A 21,633-nucleotide genomic window follows, 5' to 3' on the forward strand; every position below is an offset into this window, starting at 1 on the left:
CGGACACCCGGGGCCCGCCGGGTGCTCCGCACGCCCCGTACGGCCGCTCAGCGCTGCGACTGGCGCGGCAGCTCCAGCGCCACCGTCGCCTCGGAGTCGCAGTACTCGCGGACCGCGCTCGTCCGGGCCACCACCCGCCCCCGGTGCACCACGATCCGGCTGTACGCCAGGGACAGCGCGGCCGCGACGCTGTTCCCGCGCAGGGCCAGCAGCTCGGCCGGGAAGCCCGCCTCCACACGCACCTCCGGGAGGCCCAGCGTCTCCCGCGCCGCCGCGCTCACCGCCTCGTACGCCTCCTCGGGGGTCGCCTCGCCGCGCGCCGCGAGCAGGTACGCGGCCTCCAGCGGGTCGCCCCGGCCGACCGGGTTCGCCGCGTCCCGGAGGGCGCCGCTGCCCGCCGTGACCCGCACTCCGGCCGCCCGCAGCAGCCGTACCGGCGCCGGGCCCGTCACCTGCGAGGACGGCCGCCCCAGGCCCGCGCAGTCGCCCTGCGGCAGGCAGACGACCGTGACCCCGGCCGCCGCCAGCTGCTCGGCGGCGCGCGCCGCCACCCGCCACGGCATCCGGCCCAGCCCCGCGCACGGCCCGATGGCCACGCCGGGCCGCAGCCCGCCGGCCATCGCGGCAAGCCGCCCCAGCCGGGCCGGGTCGTCGCCGTCGGTGTGCAGGTCCACGGCGCAGCCGTGCTCGGCGGCCAGCTCCAGGACCGTCTCCGCGTAGCCCGCCGGGTCGGGGTCCAGGTCGGGGCAGCCGCCGACGACCGTGGCGCCCATCTTCACCGCGTCCCGCAGCATCGCCAGCCCGTCCGCGCCCGCGGCACCGGTCAGCAGCCGCGGCACGGCCACGGCGGTCAGGTCGGCGAGGTCGTGCAGCGTCCGGCGGGCCTGGAGGACGGCCTCCAGCGACCGCAGCCCGGAGACATCACCGATCCGTACGTGTGTCCGCAGCGCCGTTGCGCCGTGCCCGAGGTGCAGCAGCGCCGACTCCGTGGTGCGGCGCTGCACGTCGTCCGGGGCGTCGGAGGCGGGCCCGGAGCAGTCGGCGGTCAGCGCCGTGTCGCAGTGCGCGTGCGGCTCGGCCGGGGCCGGCAGCAGCAGATAGCCGTGCAGGTCGATGCGGTGCCCCCGGGCGTCGAGCCGACCCGCTGTGCCGACCGCCTCGATGCGCCCGCCGCCGAGCCGGACGTCCACCGTCCGGCCGTCGGCCAGCCGGGCGCCGCACAGCGTCAGGGAGTTCGCCTCGGGCCGCTCGGACCGGCCGGCCCCGTGCGGCTTCCCCGGATTCGGCTGCTGACTGCTGTCGGCCATCGCGCTCCTAGGGCCTCTCGTCCGGATCATGCCGGGCTCGCGAGCCCTGGCACCGCACCTCGCCGCGTTGTCGTCGGTTGCCATGGCTCCGCCATGGCGCCCTCCTCCGCCTTGCGCTGCACGGCACCAGGCCCCGCTCTCTGATCCAGCCTGATCCAAACGAAAGACCCTAGGGGTGCAAGATCACGCAGCGTGGTCCGAGCCTAGGGCGCGGTACGGGCGCGTTCGAGCAGGCGCGGAATAGTCGTACCGGTGTGGTGCACGTGGCAGTTGGGGCGACGGGCCGATTCGGATTTCACGTTTGGCTGTCGGCCGTGTAATGTCTTCATCGCTCGCCCCAATAGCTCAGTCGGCAGAGCGTCTCCATGGTAAGGAGAAGGTCTACGGTTCGATTCCGTATTGGGGCTCTGGTGTGTGAGGTACTCACCTTCGGGTGAGTCCCACTCGCATCACAGCGGTGTAGCTCAGTCGGTAGAGCAAGCGGCTCATAATCGCTGTGTCACCGGTTCAAGTCCGGTCACCGCTACACACAGTAGCCGATTGTGGGGTCGGTCCTCCGATCGGCTACTCTTCATGCGTTAATCCGTCCATCTTGTTCGTCAAGGAGCACTCACGTGGCTGCCACCGACGTCCGCCCGAAGATCACGCTGGCCTGCGTGGAGTGCAAGGAGCGGAACTACATCACCAAGAAGAACCGGCGTAACAACCCGGACCGTCTTGAGATGAAGAAGCACTGCCCGCGTTGCAACTCGCACACTGCGCACCGCGAGACGCGATAACAAAGGCGCTGTACTGAAGCAGTAACCATGAGGCCGTCCCCACACGGGGGCGGCCTCGTGGCGTTGGAGCCTGCGTCACACCCCAGGAGGTTGCGAGCCATGGCGCTCGACCAGTCCTTTGTCGGACGGACGTATCCGCCCACCACTCCGTACGAAGTGGGCCGCGAGAAGATCCGGGAATTCGCCGAGGCGATCGGGGACACCAACCCGGTCTACACGGACACCGAAGCCGCCAAGGCGCTCGGTCACCCCGATGTGATCGCTCCGCCGACTTTTGTGTTCGCCATCACTTTCCGAGCCGCAGGCCAGGTGATCGAGGACCCGCAGCTGGGCCTGGATTACAGCCGGGTGGTGCACGGCGATCAGAAGTTCTCGTACACCCGTCCGGTGCGCTCCGGTGACCGGCTGACCGTCACCTCCACCATCGAGACGATCAAGTCCCTCGCGGGCAACGACATTCTCGACGTCCGCGGCGAGGTGTACGACGAGGCCGGCGAGCACGTGGTGACGGCCGTCACCAAGCTGGTGGCCCGCGCGGCCGACGAGGAGGCCTGACAGCGATGACGGCGAAGATCTCTTACGACGACGTCGAGGTCGGCACGGAACTGCCCGCGCAGACCTTCCCCGTGACGCGCGCCACGCTCGTCCGGTACGCGGGCGCGTCCGGCGACTTCAACCCGATCCACTGGAACGAGAAGTTCGCCAAGGAGGTGGGCCTGCCGGACGTCATCGCGCACGGCATGTTCACCATGGCCGAGGCGGCCCGGGTGATCACGGACTGGGCGGGCGACCCGGCGGCGGTGGCCGAGTACGGCGTGCGCTTCACCAAGCCGGTGGTCGTGCCCAACGACGACCGGGGCGCGGTGATCGAGGTCTCCGGGAAGGTCGCGGCGAAGCTCGACGACGACGCGCGGACGGTACGGGTCGACCTGACGGCCACCAGCGCCGGGCAGAAGGTGCTGGGGATGTCGCGCGCTGTCGTGCGGCTCGCCTGAGACGCCGGGTGCGCAGGGGGCGCTCCCGGCCCGGTGCCGGGGGCGCTTCCGTGCGCTGAGGGCACCGCTAGAGAGGTGCACGCGCAACCAACGGCATACCCTTGCGGGGTGCAGGAACTTCACGACGCCCCCCTCGCCCCCCTGACCACCTTCCGGCTCGGCGGGCCCGCCGCGCGGCTCGTCACGGCCACGACCGACGACGAGGTGATCGCGGCCGTCCGCGAGGCCGACGCGAGCGGCACCCCGCTGCTGCTCGTCGGCGGCGGCTCCAACCTCGTCATCGGTGACAAGGGTTTCGAGGGCACCGCGCTGCGCATCGCGACCCGCGGCTTCGCGCTGGACGGCACCGAACTGACCCTCGCGGCCGGTGAGAACTGGTCCGAGGCCGTGGCCCGCACGGTCGAGGCGGGGCTGGCGGGCGTCGAGTGCCTGGCCGGCATCCCCGGTTCGGCGGGCGCCACGCCGATCCAGAACGTGGGTGCGTACGGCCAGGAAGTGTCGTCCACCATCACCGAAGTGATCGCTTTCGACCGCCAGGCGGACGAGACGGTGACACTGACGAACGCCGAGTGCGACTTCTCGTACCGGCACAGCCGCTTCAAGGAGCACCCCGAGCGGTACGTCGTGCTGCGCGTCCGCTTCGCCCTGGAGAACGCCGACGGCCTGTCCGCGCCCATCAAGTACCCCGAGACCGCCCGCGTGCTGGGCGTCGAGGCGGGGGACCGGGTGCCCGCGGCGACCGCCCGCGAGACCGTGCTCAAGCTGCGCGCGGGCAAGGGCATGGTCCTGGACCCCGAGGACCACGACACCTGGTCGGCGGGTTCCTTCTTCACCAACCCGATCCTCACGGCCGACGAGTACCGGGAGTTCGTCGCCAAGGTGCACGCGCGGCTCGGCGACGACGTCATGCCGCCCGCCTTCCCCACCGGGGACGGGCGGACGAAGACCTCGGCCGCCTGGGTGATCGACAAGGCCGGCTTCACCAAGGGGTACGGCGACGGTCCGGCCCGGATCTCCACGAAGCACACGCTCGCGCTCACCAACAGGGGAGCGGCGACGACGGAGGACCTGCTCGCCCTGGCGCGCGAGGTGCGCGACGGCGTGCGCGCGGCCTTCGGGGTGACCCTGGTCAACGAGCCCGTGATGGTGGGCGTCGGGCTCTGAGGCGCGCGGGGCGCGGCGCCCAGCAGGCCACGCCCACGCTCTGCTAGTAGGCCACGCCCACGCCCTGCTTCACGGTCGCCGCGTCCGTGGCCATCGCGAGCATCGCGTGCGCCACGTCGGCGCGGGAGATCGTCCGGCCGCTGCGCGGCGTCCCGCCGACGGCCGTGCGGTACGTACCGGTCGCGGGCCCGTCGGTCAGCTTCGGCGGGCGCACGGCCGTCCAGTCCGTCGTGGAGCGGGCCAGCTCCGCCTCCATCGCGGTGAGGTCGGTGTAGATGTCCTTCAGGACCGTGCCGATCACCGCCCGCACCGCCCGGTCCAGGAACGGCTCGCCCGCCGGCACTGGACCCACGGGCGCCGCGCTCACCACCAGGAGGCGCCGTACCTGCTCCGCCTCCATGGCGCGCAGGACGGGCACGGTCACCCGGGTGGCGGTCCCCGCCTCCTTACGGGTGCGCGCGCCCAGCCCCGAGAGCACCGCGTCCCGCCCCGCCACCGCCGGGCGCAGCGCCTCCGGGTTCGCGAGCTCGGCCCGCACCACCTCCAGGCCCGGCCCCGAGGCCGTCAGCCGCGCGGGATCACGTACCACCGCCGTCACCTCGTGGCCCGCCGCGAGGCCCTGCTTGACGATCTCCTGTCCGATACCGCCGGTCGCGCCGAAGACCGTGAGCCGGAGCGCCATGATGTCCGCACCTCCCAGAGAAGGGTGAGCTAAGGGTGAGTGAGTGCCCACTCACCCTTAGGGTGAGTGAATGCCCACCCAGAAGTCAACGCCGGTACGGATCCTCGACGCGGCTCACGAACTGCTGCGCACCACCGGCCTCGCGCGGGCCACGACCAAGGAGATCGCGCGCGGCGCCGGCTGCTCCGAAGCCGCGCTCTACAAGCACTTCGCGAACAAGGAGGAGATCTTCGTACGGGTGCTCAAGGAGCGGCTGCCGAGCGTCGGCCCGCTGTTGGAGGAGCTCACCGCGGACCCGGGGGAGCGCACCGTGGAGGAGTGCCTGACGGCCGTCGCCCGCCGGGCCGTGGACCTGTACGCGCAGACCCTGCCGATCGCCGGCTCGCTCTTCGCCGAGCCCGCGCTGCTCCGGCGGCACCGGGAAGGGCTGGCGGAGCTGGGCACCGGGCCGCAGGAACCGCGCGACCAGCTCGCCCGCTATCTGCGCCGCGAACGGGACCGCGGCCGCATCCGCGCCGACGCCGACCCCGAGGCCGCCGCCGCGCTGCTGCTCGGCGCCTGCTTCCAGCACGTCTTCTTCACGGCCTTCGCGGCGCCGGACGCCGGGCAGGGCGGGGGAGCGGACGACTTCGCCGCGCGGCTGGCCCGTACGGTCCTCACGGGCATCGGCTGAGCCCTCTCGGAGCCCGCGCCGCTCAGCCCGCCAGCCAGGCGTCGATGTCCGCCACCAGCCGCCGCTGCTCGTCCAGCGGCGCGCGGGAGCCGCGTACCGACTGCCGGGCCAGCTCGGCCAGTTCGGCGTCCGAGAAGCCGTGGTGCTCGCGGGCGATCTCGTACTGCGCCGCCAGCCGGGATCCAAAGAGCAGCGGGTCGTCCGCGCCCAGCGCCATCGGCACCCCGGCGTCGAACAGCGTCCGCAGGGGCACGTCCTCGGGCTTCTCGTACACGCCCAGTGCCACGTTCGAGGCCGGGCACACCTCGCAGGTCACCCCGGAGTCCGCCAGCCGCCCGATCAGGCGCGGGTCCTCGGCGGCCCGTACGCCGTGCCCGACCCGGCCGGCGTGCAGGTCGTCCAGGCAGTCCCGGACGCTCGCGGGGCCCGACAGCTCGCCGCCGTGCGGGGCGGCGAGCAGCCCGCCGTCCCGGGCGATCGCGAACGCCCGGTCGAAGTCGCGTGCGAAACCCCGCCGTTCGTCGTTGGAGAGGCCGAAACCCACCACCCCGTGGTCGGCGTAGCGCACCGCCAAGCGGGCCAGCGTACGGGCGTCCAGCGGGTGCTTCATGCGGTTCGCGGCGACCAGGACGCGCATGCCGAGCCCGGTCTCGCGGGAGGCGGCGGCCACCGCGTCGAGGATGATCTCCAGCGCCGGGATCAGCCCGCCCAGCCGCGGTGCGTACGAGGTCGGGTCGACCTGGATCTCCAGCCAGCGGGAGCCGTCCCGGACGTCCTCCTCGGCCGCCTCGCGCACCAGCCGCTGGATGTCCTCGGGCGTTCTCAGGCAGGACCGCGCGATGTCGTAGAGCCGCTGGAATCTGAACCAGCCCCGCTCGTCGGTCGCCCGCAGCTTCGGCGGCTCGCCGCCGCTCAGCGCCTCCGGCAGGTGGACGCCGTACTTGTCGGCGAGCTCCAGCAGGGTCGAGGACCGCATCGAGCCGGTGAAGTGCAGATGCAGATGGGCCTTGGGCAGCAGACGGAGATCTCGGGCACGCTCCATTCCAGGATCTTGCCGCACACAACCGCCGATCCGGTAGGCCCCTTCCCGAACGGAGGGTTCCGCGAACAGACGAACGACGGATCCCGGACAACTTCCGGGACCCGCCGCCTCACGCGTCACATACGGATTTCCGTAGGTGGTCACCCACGGAAATCCGTATGGGGTGTCACTTCGCCTCGGCCAGCAGCTTCTGGATGCGCGACACGCCCTCGACGAGGTCCTCGTCGCCCAGCGCGTACGAGAGGCGCAGGTAGCCCGGCGTACCGAAGGCCTCGCCCGGGACGACCGCGACCTCGGCCTCCTCCAGGATGACCTCGGCCAGCTCCACGGAGGTCTCCGGACGCCTGCCGCGGATCTCCTTGCCGAGCAGGCCCTTCACCGACGGGTACGCGTAGAACGCGCCCTCCGGCTCGGGGCACACGATGCCGTCGATCTCGTTCAGCATCTGCACGATCTTCTTGCGGCGGCGGTCGAAGGCGACCTTCATCTCGTCGACGGCCTTGAGGTCGCCGGAGACGGCCGCGATGGCGGCGGCCTGTGCGACGTTGGAGACGTTCGACGTGGCGTGCGACTGCAGGTTGGTCGCGGCCTTGATGACGTCCTTGGGGCCGATGACCCAGCCCACCCGCCAGCCGGTCATCGCGTACGTCTTCGCCACGCCGTTGACGACGACGCACTTGTCGCGCAGCTCCGGCACCACGACGGGCAGCGAGGAGAACTCCGCGTCGCCGTAGACGAGGTGCTCGTAGATCTCGTCCGTCATGACCCACAGGCCGTGCTCGGCGGCCCAGCGGCCGATCGCCTCGACCTGCTCGCGGCTGTAGACCGCGCCGGTCGGGTTGGACGGCGACACGAAGAGCACGACCTTGGTGTTCTCCGTGCGGGCCGCCTCCAGCTGCTCCACGCTCACGCGGTAGCCGGTGGTCTCGTCGGCCACGACCGGGACCGGGACACCGCCCGCGAGCTGGATCGACTCGGGGTAGGTGGTCCAGTACGGGGCCGGGACGATGACCTCGTCGCCCGGGTCGAGGATCGCCGCGAACGCCTCGTAGATGGCCTGCTTGCCACCGTTGGTCACCAGGATGTTGGCGGCCTCGACCTCGTACCCCGAGTCGCGCAGCGTCTTCGCGGCGATAGCGGACTTCAGCTCCGGGAGGCCGCCGGCCGGCGTGTAGCGGTGGAACTTGGGGTTGCGGCAGGCCTCGACCGCGGCCTCGACGATGTAGTCCGGGGTCGGGAAGTCGGGCTCACCGGCGCCGAAGCCGATCACCGGGCGCCCGGCGGCCTTGAGGGCCTTGGCCTTGGCGTCCACGGCCAGCGTGGCGGACTCGGAGATCGCGCCGACACGGGCCGACACGCGACGCTCGGTAGGGGACTGTGCGGGAGGAGTAGCAGCACTCATACCTGCATCGTCCCAGACCGGCCGGGTGCCCGGCACAGGGGTTTGTCCCGGCCGTCCCGGAGGTTCCCGTTCGACGCCCGGCCGCTGACCACGTACACTCGACCACCGTTGGCTCCCGACGGGTCGTCATCGGCCGCGCACACACTGCGCCGGTCGCATGCTGTAGGTTGGGGGAACCACAAAGGGTCGTAGCTCAATTGGTAGAGCACTGGTCTCCAAAACCAGCGGTTGGGGGTTCAAGTCCCTCCGGCCCTGCTACACGCACTTGATTCACCAGGGTGCGTGCACGCGTACGTAAGGCAATGCACCGCCGTGCGGGCTCTACCGGGCGCGGCACGGCCACGACCCGGATTCAGGTGAGGACGAGTGACGGACGCCCTGGGCTCCATCGACATGCCTGAGCGTGGTCGCTCCGATGACGACGCCACCGAGTCCAAGAAGAAGCCCCGCCGCGGCGGCAAGCGCGGCAAGAAGGGCCCTCTCGCCCGGCTCGCACTGTTCTACCGCCAGATCATCGCGGAGCTCCGCAAGGTTGTCTGGCCGACGCGAAATCAGCTTTCGACGTACACCACCGTGGTGATCGTCTTCGTAGTCATCGTCATCGGTCTCGTAACCGTGATTGACTTGGGAATCAAAGAAGTCGTCGATTACGTCTTCGCCTGATCCCGCGATGGGCGCCTGAAGCGGGCGCCCGTTCGCATGTTCAACCCCTTGAAGCCAGGAAGAAGCAGCCACAGTGTCTGACCCGAACCTGAACGAGCCCGCCGAGCCCGTCGCGGCGGCAGCGGCCGACGTCGACGCGGCGGCCACGGCCGAGGTCGAGGGCGACGACACCCCGCAGGAGATCGTCGAGGGCGCCGACGCCGTCGACGAGCTCGACGCGGAGGACGCTGCCGCCGGCGAGCCCGCCGAAGAAGCGGCGGTGCACGTCGAGGACGAGGCCGAGGCCACCGAAGAGGTCGCCGAGGACGCAGAGGACGAGGAGCCCGTCGACCCGATCGCTGCGCTCCGCGACGAGCTGCGCGGTCTGCCCGGCGAGTGGTACGTCATCCACACCTACGCGGGCTACGAGAAGCGCGTGAAGGCCAACCTGGAGCAGCGCGCCGTCTCGCTCAACGTCGAGGACTTCATCTACCAGGCCGAGGTCCCCGAAGAAGAGATCGTCCAGATCAAGAACGGCGAGCGGAAGAACGTCCGTCAGAACAAGCTCCCGGGCTACGTGCTCGTGCGCATGGACCTGACGAACGAGTCCTGGGGCGTCGTCCGCAACACCCCGGGTGTCACCGGCTTCGTGGGCAACGCCTACGACCCGTACCCGCTCACGCTCGACGAGATCGTCAAGATGCTCGCCCCGGAGGCCGAGGAGAAGGCCGCCAAGGAGGCCGCCGAGGCCGAGGGCAAGCCGGCGCCGCAGCGCAAGGTCGAGGTCCAGGTGCTGGACTTCGAGGTGGGCGACTCGGTCACCGTCACCGACGGCCCGTTCGCCACGCTGCAGGCCACGATCAACGAGATCAACGCCGACTCGAAGAAGGTCAAGGGTCTCGTCGAGATCTTCGGCCGCGAGACCCCGGTCGAGCTGAGCTTCGACCAGATCCAGAAGAACTGACACCTTCTGGAACACGCACTTCCGAGCAGGTCAGGCGGGTCCTCGCGACCGGCCTGACCTGCTCGGTTTTTAGCCGCACCTCTATACCCGTTATCGTTGTGCGGTATGCCTCCATCCGGATGACCGGGTGGCGGCGAAACACCTCTCACATGCCGTGCGAGCCGAAGGGCGCGCCGGTGTCGAAGGGGAGAGCGCGCGGAGGGGCCGAGGCACGAGGGCCCGAGCACGGTCGACCGTCGACACCGGATTTGAGCGCCCGGAGGCGAGCGCGGGAAAACAGGACCCGGAGAGAGCATGCCTCCCAAGAAGAAGAAGGTCACGGGGCTCATCAAGCTCCAGATCCAGGCCGGTGCGGCCAACCCGGCTCCGCCGGTCGGCCCCGCGCTGGGTCAGCACGGCGTCAACATCATGGAGTTCTGCAAGGCCTACAACGCCGCGACCGAGTCGCAGCGCGGTTGGGTCGTGCCGGTGGAGATCACGGTCTACGAGGACCGCTCCTTCACCTTCATCACGAAGACCCCGCCGGCCGCCAAGATGATCCTGAAGGCCGCGGGCGTGGAGAAGGGCTCCGGCGAGCCCCACAAGACCAAGGTCGCCAAGGTCACCGAGGCGCAGATCCGCGAGATCGCGCAGACCAAGATGGAAGACCTGAACGCCAACGACCTGGACGCCGCGTCGAAGATCATCGCGGGTACCGCCCGGTCCATGGGCATCACGGTCGAGGGCTGACCGAGCCTCGTAGCACCAACGTGGCAGGGCCAGGCGCTGGCCCGGACCACGACTCCACCTGCCAGGCGGCACGAGCCGCATGGCGTAACTGCATTCAGGAGCAGCAGTGAAGCGCAGCAAGACTCTTCGCAACGCGGACGCGAAGATCGACCGGGAGCGTCTGTACGCCCCGCTCGAGGCCGTCCGTCTCGCCAAGGACACCTCGTCCGCCAAGTTCGACGCGACCGTCGAGGTTGCCATGCGTCTGGGTGTCGACCCGCGCAAGGCCGACCAGATGGTCCGTGGCACCGTGAACCTCCCGCACGGCACCGGTAAGACCGCCCGGGTCCTGGTCTTCGCGACCGGCGACCGTGCTGCGGCCGCGGAAGCCGCCGGCGCCGACATCGTCGGCGCGGACGAGCTCATCGACGAGGTCTCCAAGGGCCGCCTGGACTTCGACGCCGTCGTCGCCACCCCGGACCTCATGGGCAAGGTCGGCCGCCTCGGCCGCGTGCTCGGTCCCCGTGGTCTGATGCCGAACCCGAAGACCGGCACCGTCACCCCGGATGTCGCCAAGGCTGTCACCGACATCAAGGGCGGCAAGATCGAGTTCCGCGTGGACAAGCACGCGAACCTCCACTTCATCATCGGCAAGGTGTCCTTCGACGACACCAAGCTGGTGGAGAACTACGCCGCGGCGCTCGAGGAGATCAACCGCCTCAAGCCGTCCGCCGCCAAGGGCCGCTACATCAAGAAGGCCACCATCACCACCACGATGGGCCCCGGCGTTCCGCTGGACGCCAACCGCACCCGCAACCTCCTCGTCGAGGAGGACCCGGCCGCCGTCTGAGCCTGACGACAGCCGCGCGTACTGCGTGAGCCGGGCCCCGCACCTGTTCCTCAGGTGTGGGGCCCGGCCCCTTTGTACGGCGCCTGAGCGGCCCGTACGGGGCTCCGGGGCCGGCCGTGGCCCCGGGGAGCGGCCCGCGGGGATACGGCCGTACGGAGGTGATTTGCCTGCACGCGAGTGGTTCGCGTACCGTAACGGAGAAGCCAAAGACCGCTGGTTGTCTCTGTGCGCCCATCCGGGTGTGCGGTGGCCGAAGGATCCGCTAGCTGCGGACGGCCTGCGCAGGTGACGCTGGAAAGAATTCCCGGATACGTATGTCTCCGGTCGAGTCTGCCCCGTGCGCCTGCGCCGGGGCGTTTGTTTTGCCCAGCCCCTTCTGCGCGGTCCTCATCACCCGGAAGGAGGCCGAGGCTCATGGCAAGTCCTGACAAGGTCGATGCTGTCGAGGAGATCACGGACAAGTTCCGTAACTCCAACGCCGCTGTCGTCACTGCGTACACCGGACTTTCTGTTGCGCAGCTCAAGCAGCTGCGTCGTTCGCTCGGTGACAACGCTCAGTACCGTGTGGTGAAGAACACGCTGACCAAGATCGCGGCCCAGGAGGCCGGGATCTCCGTGCTGGACGAGCACCTTGTGGGCTCGACGGCCGTCGCCTTCGTCACCGGTGACCCGGTCGAGGCGGCGAAGGGTCTTCGTGACTTCGCCAAGGAGAACCAGAACCTCGTCATCAAGGGCGGTGTCTTCGAGGGGAAGGCACTCTCCGCTGACGACATCAAGAAGCTTGCGGACCTCGAGTCCCGCGAGGTTCTGCTCGCCAAGCTGGCGGGCGCCATGAAGGGATCCATGGCCAAGGCCGCGGCGACCTTCCAGGCCCCGCTCACGAAGTTCGCCCGCACCGCGGACGCGCTTCGCAGCAAGGCCGAGCAGGGCGGTGCCGAGTAATTCGGCTCGCACATTGGCATCCCCTGCCCAGGCAGCACGCCTGAGCGCGGGGAGGCCACAGCGGGCCAGACGTACGCCCGCCGACATGTACATCCGGCACCAGCCGATTTAGTGGAAGGACCGCCACCATGGCGAAGCTCAGCCAGGAAGACCTGCTCGCGCAGTTCGAGGAGATGACCCTCATCGAGCTCTCCGAGTTCGTGAAGGCCTTCGAGGAGAAGTTCGACGTCGAGGCTGCCGCCCCGGTCGCCGTTGCCGCCGCCGGTGCCCCGGGCGCCCCGGCCGCCGAGGCCGCTGAGGAGCAGGACGAGTTCGACGTCATCCTCACCGGTGCGGGCGACAAGAAGATCCAGGTCATTAAGGTCGTGCGTGAGCTGACCTCCCTGGGTCTGAAGGAGGCCAAGGACCTCGTCGACGGCACCCCGAAGCCGGTCCTCGAGAAGGTCGCCAAGGACGCCGCGGACAAGGCCAAGGAGGCCCTCGAGGGCGCCGGCGCCTCCGTCGAGGTCAAGTGACCTCTGTCAGTCGCTGACTGAACACCTCCGGGACCCCGGTCTCACCGGGTCCCGTGCCAAGGGCGATCACCCATGCGGGTGGTCGCCCTTCGGCGTTCCGATGTCCTTGCCGGGTTGCCGCGCACTCCCGTGCGAGTATGGTGATCTTCGTTGTCCGGCCCATGTGTCCCGTGACGATCTCGCAGGGGTGGGGGGCCTTGACGAACAGCACGCGGCGCGCAATTCTCAGGGACGCGACGTCGGAAGCGATCCGGAGTCCGAGGCATGGATCGCCGACGAAGAGGGCAGTATCGATGTGCGCCCAGGGGCGCACGGTATGCAACAGGCGCTGAGCGTGAAGAACTACAACGAGGGGTATCCCTCTTAGAGGGAGTCACCTTCCGGAGGAGAGATTGGGTGCAGAGCCGGTCTCCGAAAACCCGGGCTGGACATCAGTGTGCCGAGTGGCTACACTGACCCTTTGCGCTGCCTGTTAGCTGCTCCCTGCCCGTCACCAGGGGCATACCCACATCTCAGCACTGCGGTTCAGACATCCCTGACCAGGGATTTCTAGGCCGTTGAGCGGACGTGGGACCGGTACGCGCGTAGTGAGTCCGAGCCCTCGGAAGGACCCCCTCTTGGCCGCCTCGCGCAACGCCTCGACTGCCAATACGAACAACGGCGACAGCACCGCCCCGCTGCGCATCTCTTTTGCGAAGATCAAGGAGCCCCTCGGGGTTCCGAACCTCCTTGCGCTGCAGACCGAAAGCTTCGACTGGCTGCTCGGCAACGCCGCATGGAAGGGTCGCGTCGAGGCTGCGCTGGAGTCCGGTCAGGACGTCCCCACCAAGTCCGGTCTGGAAGAGATCTTCGAAGAGATCTCCCCGATCGAGGACTTCTCCGGGTCGATGTCGCTGACGTTCCGCGACCACCGCTTCGAGCCCCCGAAGAACAGCATCGACGAGTGCAAGGAGCGCGACTTCACGTACGCGGCTCCGCTCTTCGTCACCGCCGAGTTCACCAACAACGAGACCGGCGAGATCAAGTCCCAGACGGTCTTCATGGGCGACTTCCCGCTCATGACCAACAAGGGCACCTTCTGCATCAACGGCACCGAGCGTGTCGTCGTCTCGCAGCTGGTCCGCTCGCCGGGCGTCTACTTCGACAGCCAGATCGACAAGACGTCCGACAAGGACATCTTCTCCGCCAAGATCATCCCGTCCCGGGGTGCCTGGCTGGAGATGGAGATCGACAAGCGCGACATGGTCGGTGTCCGCATCGACCGCAAGCGCAAGCAGTCGGTCACCGTTCTGCTCAAGGCCCTCGGTTGGACGACCGAGCAGATCCTTGAGGAGTTCGGCGAGTACGAGTCCATGCGCGCCACCCTGGAGAAGGACCACACCCAGGGCCAGGACGACGCGCTGCTCGACATCTACCGCAAGCTGCGCCCGGGCGAGCCGCCGACGCGTGAGGCCGCGCAGACGCTGCTGGAGAACCTCTACTTCAACCCGAAGCGCTACGACCTCGCGAAGGTCGGCCGCTACAAGGTCAACAAGAAGCTGGGCGGGGACGAGCCGCTCGACGCCGGTGTGCTGACCACCGACGACATCATCGCCACGATCAAGTACCTCGTGAAGCTGCACGCCGGCGAGACCGAGACGATCGGCGAGAACGGCACGGAGATCGTCGTCGAGACCGACGACATCGACCACTTCGGCAACCGCCGCCTGCGCAACGTCGGCGAGCTGATCCAGAACCAGGTCCGTACGGGTCTCGCCCGTATGGAGCGCGTCGTGCGTGAGCGCATGACCACCCAGGACGTCGAGGCGATCACGCCGCAGACCCTGATCAACATCCGGCCGGTCGTCGCCTCCATCAAGGAGTTCTTCGGCACCAGCCAGCTGTCCCAGTTCATGGACCAGACCAACCCGCTGTCGGGTCTGACCCACAAGCGCCGTCTGTCGGCGCTGGGCCCGGGTGGTCTCTCCCGTGAGCGGGCCGGCCTGGACGTCCGTGACGTGCACCCGTCGCACTACGGCCGCATGTGCCCGATCGAGACCCCTGAGGGTCCCAACATTGGTCTGATCGGTTCGCTCGCCTCGTACGGCCGGGTGAACGTCTTCGGCTTCATCGAGACCCCGTACCGCCGGGTCGTCGACGGCCAGGTCACCGAAGAGGTCAAGTACCTCACGGCCGATGAGGAAGACCGCTTCATCATCGCCCAGGCGAACGCGCCGCTGACCGAGGACATGCGCTTCGCCGAGCAGCGTGTACTGGTCCGCCGTCGTGGCGGCGAGGCCGACCTCGTCACCGTCGACGAGGTGGACTTCATGGACGTCTCGCCGCGCCAGATGGTGTCGGCCGCGACCGCCATGATTCCGTTCCTCGAGCACGACGACGCCAACCGCGCGCTCATGGGCTCGAACATGATGCGCCAGGCCGTGCCGCTCATCAAGGCCGAGGCCCCGCTGGTCGGTACCGGCATGGAGTACCGCTGCGCGGTCGACGCCGGTGACGTCATCAAGGCCGAGAAGGACGGTGTGGTCCAGGAGGTCTCCGCGGACTACATCACCGTCGCCAACGACGACGGCACGTACACCACGTACCGCGTCGCCAAGTTCACCCGCTCCAACCAGGGCACCTCCTTCAACCAGAAGGTCGTCGTGGACGAGGGCGCGCGGGTCATCGAGGGCCAGGTCCTCGCCGACGGTCCGTCCACGGACGAAGGCGAGATGGCGCTCGGCAAGAACCTGCTCGTGGCGTTCATGCCGTGGGAGGGTCACAACTACGAGGACGCGATCATCCTGTCGCAGCGCCTCGTGCAGGACGACGTCCTCTCCTCGATCCACATCGAGGAGCACGAGGTCGACGCCCGTGACACCAAGCTGGGCCCCGAGGAGATCACCCGGGACATCCCGAACGTCTCCGAGGAGGTCCTCGCCGACCTCGACGAGCGCGGCATCATCCGCATCGGTGCCGAGGTCGTCGCCGGCGACATCCTGGTCGGTAAGGTCACCCCGAAGGGTGAGACCGAGCTGACCCCGGAGGAGCGCCTGCTCCGCGCGATCTTCGGTGAGAAGGCCCGTGAGGTCCGCGACACCTCGCTGAAGGTGCCGCACGGTGAGACCGGCAAGGTCATCGGCGTGCGCGTCTTCGACCGCGAGGAGGGCGACGAGCTGCCCCCGGGCGTGAACCAGCTGGTCCGCGTCTACGTCGCGCAGAAGCGCAAGATCACCGACGGTGACAAGCTCGCCGGCCGTCACGGCAACAAGGGCGTCATCTCGAAGATCCTGCCGGTCGAGGACATGCCGTTCCTGGAGGACGGCACCCCGGTCGACATCATCCTCAACCCGCTGGGTGTCCCGTCCCGAATGAACCCGGGACAGGTCCTGGAGATCCACCTCGGCTGGCTCGCCAGCCAGGGCTGGAAGGTCGAGGGTGCCGAGGAGTGGCAGCAGCGTCTGCAGTCCATCGGTGCCGACGACGTCGCGCCGCGGACCAACGTCGCCACGCCGGTCTTCGACGGTGCCCGCCAGGACGAGCTGCAGGGTCTCTTCGACTCCACGCTGCCGAACCGCGACGGCGAGCGCATGGTCAAGAGCTCCGGCAAGGCGCAGCTCTTCGACGGCCGCTCCGGCGAGCCGTTCCCGGACCCGATCTCGGTCGGGTACATGTACATCCTCAAGCTCCACCACCTGGTCGACGACAAGCTCCACGCCCGCTCGACCGGTCCGTACTCGATGATCACCCAGCAGCCGCTGGGTGGTAAGGCCCAGTTCGGTGGCCAGCGCTTCGGTGAGATGGAGGTGTGGGCGCTGGAGGCGTACGGCGCCGCTTACGCCCTCCAGGAGCTGCTGACGATCAAGTCCGACGACGTGACCGGCCGCGTGAAGGTCTACGAGGCCATCGTCAAGGGCGAGAACATCCCCGAGCCCGGCATTCCCGAGTCCTTCAAGGTGCTCATCAAGGAAATGCAGTCGCTGTGCCTGAACGTGGAGGTGCTGTCCTCGGACGGCATGTCCATCGAGATGCGCGACACCGACGAGGACGTCTTCCGCGCGGCGGAAGAGCTCGGTATCGACCTGTCCCGGCGCGAGCCGAGCAGCGTCGAAGAGGTCTGACGGGTCTGGCCGGGACCTCCCCGCGAGGTCCCGGCCCCACCCCGGACCCCCTCAGACCATGATTGAGACTCGACCCTGAAAGAGGGATTGACGACAGTGCTCGACGTCAACTTCTTCGACGAGCTGCGGATCGGCCTTGCCACCGCTGACGACATCCGTCAGTGGTCCCACGGCGAGGTCAAGAAGCCGGAGACCATCAACTACCGCACCCTCAAGCCCGAGAAGGACGGCCTCTTCTGCGAGAAGATCTTCGGCCCCACCCGGGACTGGGAGTGCTACTGCGGTAAGTACAAGCGCGTCCGTTTCAAGGGCATCATCTGCGAGCGCTGTGGCGTGGAGGTCACCCGCGCCAAGGTGCGCCGTGAGCGGATGGGCCACATCGAGCTGGCCGCCCCCGTCACGCACATCTGGTACTTCAAGGGCGTGCCGAGCCGGCTGGGCTACCTGCTGGACCTCGCCCCCAAGGACCTCGAGAAGGTCATCTACTTCGCCGCCTACATGATCACGTGGGTGGACGAGGAGCGCCGTACGCGCGACCTGCCCTCGCTGGAGGCCCACGTCTCCGTCGAGCGCCAGCAGATCGAGCAGCGCCGCGACGCGGACCTCGAGGCCCGCGCCAAGAAGCTGGAGACCGACCTCGCCGAGCTGGAGGCCGAGGGCGCCAAGGCCGACGTGCGCCGCAAGGTGCGCGAGGGTGCCGAGCGTGAGATGAAGCAGCTGCGCGACCGTGCGCAGCGCGAGATCGACCGCCTGGACGAGGTCTGGAACCGCTTCAAGAACCTCAAGGTCCAGGACCTGGAGGGCGACGAGCTCCTCTACCGCGAGCTGCGTGACCGCTTCGGCACGTACTTCGACGGCTCCATGGGTGCCGCTTCGCTGCAGAAGCGCCTGGAGACCTTCGACCTGGAGGAGGAGGCCGAGCGCCTCCGCGAGATCATCCGTACCGGCAAGGGCCAGAAGAAGACCCGTGCGCTCAAGCGCCTGAAGGTCGTCTCCGCGTTCCTGCAGACCAGCAACAGCCCCAAGGGCATGGTGCTCGACTGCATCCCGGTCATCCCGCCGGACCTGCGTCCGATGGTGCAGCTGGACGGTGGCCGCTTCGCGACCTCCGACCTGAACGACCTGTACCGCCGTGTGATCAACCGCAACAACCGCCTCAAGCGTCTCCTCGACCTCGGTGCCCCCGAGATCATCGTGAACAACGAGAAGCGGATGCTGCAGGAGGCCGTCGACGCGCTGTTCGACAACGGCCGCCGCGGTCGCCCGGTCACCGGTCCCGGTAACCGCCCGCTGAAGTCCCTCAGCGACATGCTGAAGGGTAAGCAGGGCCGTTTCCGTCAGAACCTGCTCGGTAAGCGTGTGGACTACTCCGCGCGTTCCGTCATCGTCGTCGGCCCGCAGCTGAAGCTGCACCAGTGCGGTCTGCCGAAGGCCATGGCGCTGGAGCTCTTCAAGCCGTTCGTGATGAAGCGCCTGGTCGACCTGAACCACGCGCAGAACATCAAGTCGGCGAAGCGGATGGTCGAGCGCGGCCGCACGGTCGTGTACGACGTCCTCGAAGAGGTCATCGCCGAGCACCCGGTTCTGCTGAACCGTGCGCCCACCCTGCACCGCCTCGGCATCCAGGCCTTCGAGCCGCAGCTGGTCGAGGGCAAGGCCATTCAGATTCACCCGCTCGTCTGCACCGCGTTCAACGCGGACTTCGACGGTGACCAGATGGCCGTGCACCTGCCGCTGTCCGCTGAGGCGCAGGCCGAGGCCCGCATCCTGATGCTGTCCTCGAACAACATCCTCAAGCCGGCCGACGGCCGTCCGGTCACCATGCCGACCCAGGACATGGTGCTGGGCCTGTTCTTCCTCACCACCGACGAGGAGGAGCGCAAGGTCATCGGTGAGGGCCGGGCCTTCGGTTCGGTCGCCGAGGCGATCATGGCGTTCGACGCCAAGGAGCTGTCGCTCCAGGCGAAGGTCGACATCCGCTTCCCGATCGGCACGGTTCCGCCCCGCGGCTGGACCCCGCCGGCGCCGGAGGAGGGCGAGCCCGAGTGGCAGCCCGGTGACAGCTTCCGCCTGCGGACGACCCTGGGCCGCGCGCTCTTCAACGAGCTGCTGCCCGAGGACTACCCGTTCGTCGACTACTCGGTGGGCAAGAAGCAGCTCTCCGCGATCGTCAACGACCTGGCCGAGCGGTACCCGAAGGTCATCGTCGCGGCGACCCTGGACAACCTGAAGGCGGCCGGTTTCCACTGGGCCACCCGCTCCGGTGTCACCGTCGCCGTCTCCGACATCGTCGTGCCGGAGGCCAAGAAGGAGATCGTCGCGGGCTACGAGGCCCAGGACGAGAAGGTCCAGAAGCAGTACGAGCGCGGTCTGATCACCAAGGACGAGCGCACGCAGGAACTGATCAACATCTGGACCAAGGCGACCAACGAGGTCGCCGAGGCGATGAACGAGAACTTCCCCAAGACGAACCCCATCTTCATGATGGTTGACTCGGGTGCCCGAGGAAACATGATGCAGATGCGGCAGATCGCCGGTATGCGTGGTCTGGTGTCGAACGCGAAGAACGAGACCATCCCGCGACCCATTAAGGCGTCGTTCCGCGAGGGTCTCTCCGTGCTGGAGTACTTCATTTCCACGCACGGTGCCCGTAAGGGTCTCGCCGACACCGCCCTCCGTACCGCCGACTCGGGTTACCTCACCCGTCGTCTCGTGGACGTCTCCCAGGACGTCATCATCCGCGAGGAGGACTGCGGCACCGAGCGCGGCCTCAAGCTGCGGATCGCCGGCAAGGACGCCACCGGCGTGCTGCGCAAGGCGGAAGACGTCGAGTCCTCCGTGTACGCGCGGATGCTCGCCGAGGACGTCGTGGTGGACGGCAAGGTCATCGCGTCGGCCAACGTGGACCTCGGTGACGTGCTCATCGACCAGCTGGTCGCGCACGGCGTCGAGGAGGTCAAGACCCGCTCGGTCCTGACCTGTGAGTCCGCGGTCGGCACCTGTGCCTTCTGCTACGGCCGTTCGCTGGCCACCGGCAAGCTGGTCGACATCGGTGAGGCGGTCGGCATCATCGCCGCCCAGTCCATCGGTGAGCCCGGCACCCAGCTGACGATGCGTACCTTCCACACCGGTGGTGTGGCGGGTGACGACATCACCCTGGGTCTGCCGCGAGTCGTCGAGCTCTTCGAGGCCCGTACGCCCAAGGGTGTCGCCCCGATCTCCGAGGCCGCCGGCCGCGTGCGGATCGAGGAGACCGAGAAGACCAAGAAGGTCATCGTCACGCCGGACGACGGCAGCGACGAGACGTCCTACGGCGTCTCCAAGCGTGCCCGTCTGCTGGTCGGCGAGGGCGACCACGTCACGGTCGGCCAGCCGCTGACCGTCGGTGCGATCAACCCGCACGACGTGCTGCGCATCCTCGGCCAGCGTGCGGTCCAGGTCCACCTGGTCGGCGAGGTCCAGAAGGTCTACAACAGCCAGGGCGTGGCGATCCACGACAAGCACATCGAGATCATCATCCGGCAGATGCTGCGCCGCGTGACGATCATCGAGTCCGGCGACGCGGAGCTGCTGCCGGGCGAGCTGGTGGAGCGCTCGAAGTTCGAGGGCGAGAACCGTCGCGTCGTGGCGGAGGGTGGCCACCCGGCCTCCGGCCGTCCGCAGCTGATGGGTATCACCAAGGCCTCGCTGGCGACGGAGTCCTGGCTGTCGGCCGCCTCCTTCCAGGAGACGACCCGAGTCCTGACGGATGCGGCGATCAACGCCAAGTCCGACAGCCTCATCGGCCTCAAGGAGAACGTCATCATCGGTAAGCTCATCCCGGCCGGTACGGGCCTGTCCCGCTACCGCAACATCCGGGTCGAGCCGACCGAGGAGGCCAAGGCCGCGATGTACTCGGCCGTCGGCTACGACGACATCGACTACTCGCCGTTCGGCACCGGCTCCGGCCAGGCCGTCCCGCTGGAGGACTACGACTACGGTCCGTACAACCAGTAAGCGGTGGCCGGCGGCGGCCGGCACGCGAGGCACAACATAAAAGCGCAGCCACAGGGCGGTCATCCTCATGTCGGGTGACCGCCCTGCGGTGTCTGGGGGATGATGGGACGGTCAGCGCTCCGGCCTGGGGGAGGTCATAGAGGTGGCGTTCGAACCATGGCAGGGTGGCCCGCCGGCCCACCCGCCTCGTCAGGTGCCCGCCATGCGTGCCTCGCACGCGGACCGGGAGCGGGCGGTCGATGTGCTGAAGGCGGGGTTCGCCGAGGGGCGGCTCTCCAAGGACGAGTACGAGCAGCGGGTCGCCCGCGCGTACCAGTCCGTGACCTATTCGGACCTGCAGTTACTGGTGGGGGACCTGCCGCAGGGGCCGGTCCCGCAGCCGATGGTGCTGCCACCGCCGATGGTCCCGCCGACGTTCCTCCCGCTGCCACCGCCGCAACGGACCAATCCGTCCGCGGCCGGTGCCATGATCTGCGGCCTGCTCACCCCGCTGACCTGGGGTGTCACCGCCGTCCCCGCGGTGATCCTGGGACACAAGGCGCGTACGGAGATCCGCCGCAGCGGGGAGCGGGGCGACGGCATGGCCCTGACCGGCGTGGTGCTCGGCTGGCTGGCGATCGGGGGCTGGTGTCTGGTGATGCTGGTCACGTTGCTGGCCCTGCTGCCGAAGACCTGAGGGGACGGCGGGCCGGCCGACGGGCCCGCCGCATCGGGGCCGAGGGCGTTCTTCCGTATGCCGCACCGGCCCACTACGGTGGCGGCAGCGCCGAAGGAGTCCGGCGTGTCCTACGCGTGTGCATTTGTTTTGACCGCAGCCCATGCGGTAGGTACGCTCTGACCTTGTGCCTGGGGTGTCCCTGGCCTGCCGTGCG

18 protein-coding genes and 3 tRNA genes are annotated in these 21,633 nt (G+C 68.8%); 17 read left to right on the forward strand and 4 right to left on the reverse strand.

Annotation, left to right across the window (positions count from 1 at the left end):
• Positions 1-47: 47 nt before the first annotated feature.
• Positions 48-1,307: an amidohydrolase family protein gene (locus tag ABZ840_RS13545; protein ID WP_361558148.1), complete on the reverse strand. Its 1,260-nt coding sequence runs from the start codon at positions 1,305-1,307 to the stop codon at positions 48-50.
• 334 nt (positions 1,308-1,641) lie between these two features.
• Here ABZ840_RS13545 and ABZ840_RS13550 point away from each other — a divergent pair.
• From ABZ840_RS13550 to ABZ840_RS13575, 6 genes are all read left to right on the forward strand, one after another.
• Positions 1,642-1,714, forward strand: a tRNA-Thr gene (locus ABZ840_RS13550).
• 46 nt (positions 1,715-1,760) lie between these two features.
• Positions 1,761-1,833: transfer RNA gene (locus ABZ840_RS13555), tRNA-Met, on the forward strand.
• An 88-nt stretch (positions 1,834-1,921) separates the two neighbouring features.
• Complete coding sequence (gene rpmG, locus ABZ840_RS13560; protein WP_003956487.1) at positions 1,922-2,086, forward strand: 50S ribosomal protein L33; 165 nt, start codon at positions 1,922-1,924, stop codon at positions 2,084-2,086.
• 99 nt (positions 2,087-2,185) lie between these two features.
• Complete coding sequence (locus ABZ840_RS13565; protein ID WP_361558151.1) at positions 2,186-2,641, forward strand: MaoC family dehydratase N-terminal domain-containing protein; 456 nt, start codon at positions 2,186-2,188, stop codon at positions 2,639-2,641.
• A gap of 5 nt (positions 2,642-2,646) precedes the next feature.
• On the forward strand, positions 2,647-3,081 hold the full coding sequence (locus ABZ840_RS13570; RefSeq protein WP_361558154.1) for a MaoC family dehydratase: 435 nt from the start codon (positions 2,647-2,649) through the stop codon (positions 3,079-3,081).
• A 108-nt stretch (positions 3,082-3,189) separates the two neighbouring features.
• Complete coding sequence (locus tag ABZ840_RS13575; protein WP_361558157.1) at positions 3,190-4,245, forward strand: UDP-N-acetylmuramate dehydrogenase; 1,056 nt, start codon at positions 3,190-3,192, stop codon at positions 4,243-4,245.
• A gap of 43 nt (positions 4,246-4,288) precedes the next feature.
• Here ABZ840_RS13575 and ABZ840_RS13580 read toward each other — a convergent pair whose 3' ends face one another.
• Positions 4,289-4,927 (reverse strand): SDR family oxidoreductase, encoded by a 639-nt coding sequence (locus ABZ840_RS13580; RefSeq protein ID WP_361558160.1) that lies wholly within the window; start codon positions 4,925-4,927, stop codon positions 4,289-4,291.
• A 70-nt stretch (positions 4,928-4,997) separates the two neighbouring features.
• Here ABZ840_RS13580 and ABZ840_RS13585 point away from each other — a divergent pair, with 70 nt between their 5' ends.
• Positions 4,998-5,600, forward strand: a complete 603-nt coding sequence (locus ABZ840_RS13585) for a helix-turn-helix domain-containing protein (RefSeq protein ID WP_361558163.1) — start codon at positions 4,998-5,000, stop codon at positions 5,598-5,600.
• 22 nt (positions 5,601-5,622) lie between these two features.
• On the opposite strand, the gene ABZ840_RS13590 is transcribed toward ABZ840_RS13585, so the two are convergent.
• Together ABZ840_RS13590 and ABZ840_RS13595 are read right to left on the reverse strand one after the other, a co-directional pair.
• Positions 5,623-6,642: an adenosine deaminase gene (locus ABZ840_RS13590; protein ID WP_361558166.1), complete on the reverse strand. Its 1,020-nt coding sequence runs from the start codon at positions 6,640-6,642 to the stop codon at positions 5,623-5,625.
• Positions 6,643-6,808: 166 nt separating this feature from the next.
• Complete coding sequence (locus ABZ840_RS13595) at positions 6,809-8,044, reverse strand: pyridoxal phosphate-dependent aminotransferase (RefSeq protein WP_361558169.1); 1,236 nt, start codon at positions 8,042-8,044, stop codon at positions 6,809-6,811.
• Between the two features lie 182 nt (positions 8,045-8,226).
• Here ABZ840_RS13595 and ABZ840_RS13600 point away from each other — a divergent pair.
• From ABZ840_RS13600 to ABZ840_RS13645, 10 genes are all read left to right on the forward strand, one after another.
• Positions 8,227-8,299 (forward strand) — tRNA-Trp (locus ABZ840_RS13600).
• Positions 8,300-8,410: 111 nt separating this feature from the next.
• Complete coding sequence (secE, locus tag ABZ840_RS13605; protein WP_030619976.1) at positions 8,411-8,707, forward strand: preprotein translocase subunit SecE; 297 nt, start codon at positions 8,411-8,413, stop codon at positions 8,705-8,707.
• Positions 8,708-8,780: 73 nt separating this feature from the next.
• Positions 8,781-9,650 (forward strand): transcription termination/antitermination protein NusG, encoded by an 870-nt coding sequence (gene nusG, locus ABZ840_RS13610; RefSeq protein ID WP_361558173.1) that lies wholly within the window; start codon positions 8,781-8,783, stop codon positions 9,648-9,650.
• A 294-nt stretch (positions 9,651-9,944) separates the two neighbouring features.
• Complete coding sequence (gene rplK, locus ABZ840_RS13615) at positions 9,945-10,379, forward strand: 50S ribosomal protein L11 (RefSeq protein WP_156726493.1); 435 nt, start codon at positions 9,945-9,947, stop codon at positions 10,377-10,379.
• 106 nt (positions 10,380-10,485) lie between these two features.
• On the forward strand, positions 10,486-11,208 hold the full coding sequence (gene rplA / locus ABZ840_RS13620; RefSeq protein ID WP_031050924.1) for a 50S ribosomal protein L1: 723 nt from the start codon (positions 10,486-10,488) through the stop codon (positions 11,206-11,208).
• A gap of 414 nt (positions 11,209-11,622) precedes the next feature.
• A complete protein-coding gene (gene rplJ, locus ABZ840_RS13625) occupies positions 11,623-12,150 on the forward strand; it encodes a 50S ribosomal protein L10 (protein WP_361558178.1) in 528 nt (175 codons plus the stop codon).
• Positions 12,151-12,278: 128 nt separating this feature from the next.
• A complete protein-coding gene (gene rplL, locus ABZ840_RS13630; protein WP_030262775.1) occupies positions 12,279-12,665 on the forward strand; it encodes a 50S ribosomal protein L7/L12 in 387 nt (128 codons plus the stop codon).
• Positions 12,666-13,282: 617 nt separating this feature from the next.
• The gene (gene rpoB / locus ABZ840_RS13635) at positions 13,283-16,765 is read left to right on the forward strand and encodes a DNA-directed RNA polymerase subunit beta (protein ID WP_361558181.1); all 3,483 of its coding nucleotides are present in this window, start codon (positions 13,283-13,285) and stop codon (positions 16,763-16,765) included.
• Positions 16,766-16,861: 96 nt separating this feature from the next.
• Positions 16,862-20,761 (forward strand): DNA-directed RNA polymerase subunit beta', encoded by a 3,900-nt coding sequence (locus tag ABZ840_RS13640; RefSeq protein ID WP_361558811.1) that lies wholly within the window; start codon positions 16,862-16,864, stop codon positions 20,759-20,761.
• Between the two features lie 202 nt (positions 20,762-20,963).
• Entirely contained in the window at positions 20,964-21,437 is a 474-nt protein-coding gene (locus tag ABZ840_RS13645) for a DUF1707 and DUF4190 domain-containing protein (RefSeq protein WP_361558184.1), read from the forward strand.
• Positions 21,438-21,633: the final 196 nt, after the last annotated feature.

The organism is Streptomyces sp. NPDC047117 (assembly GCF_040643545.1).
GTDB lineage: Bacteria > Actinomycetota > Actinomycetes > Streptomycetales > Streptomycetaceae > Streptomyces.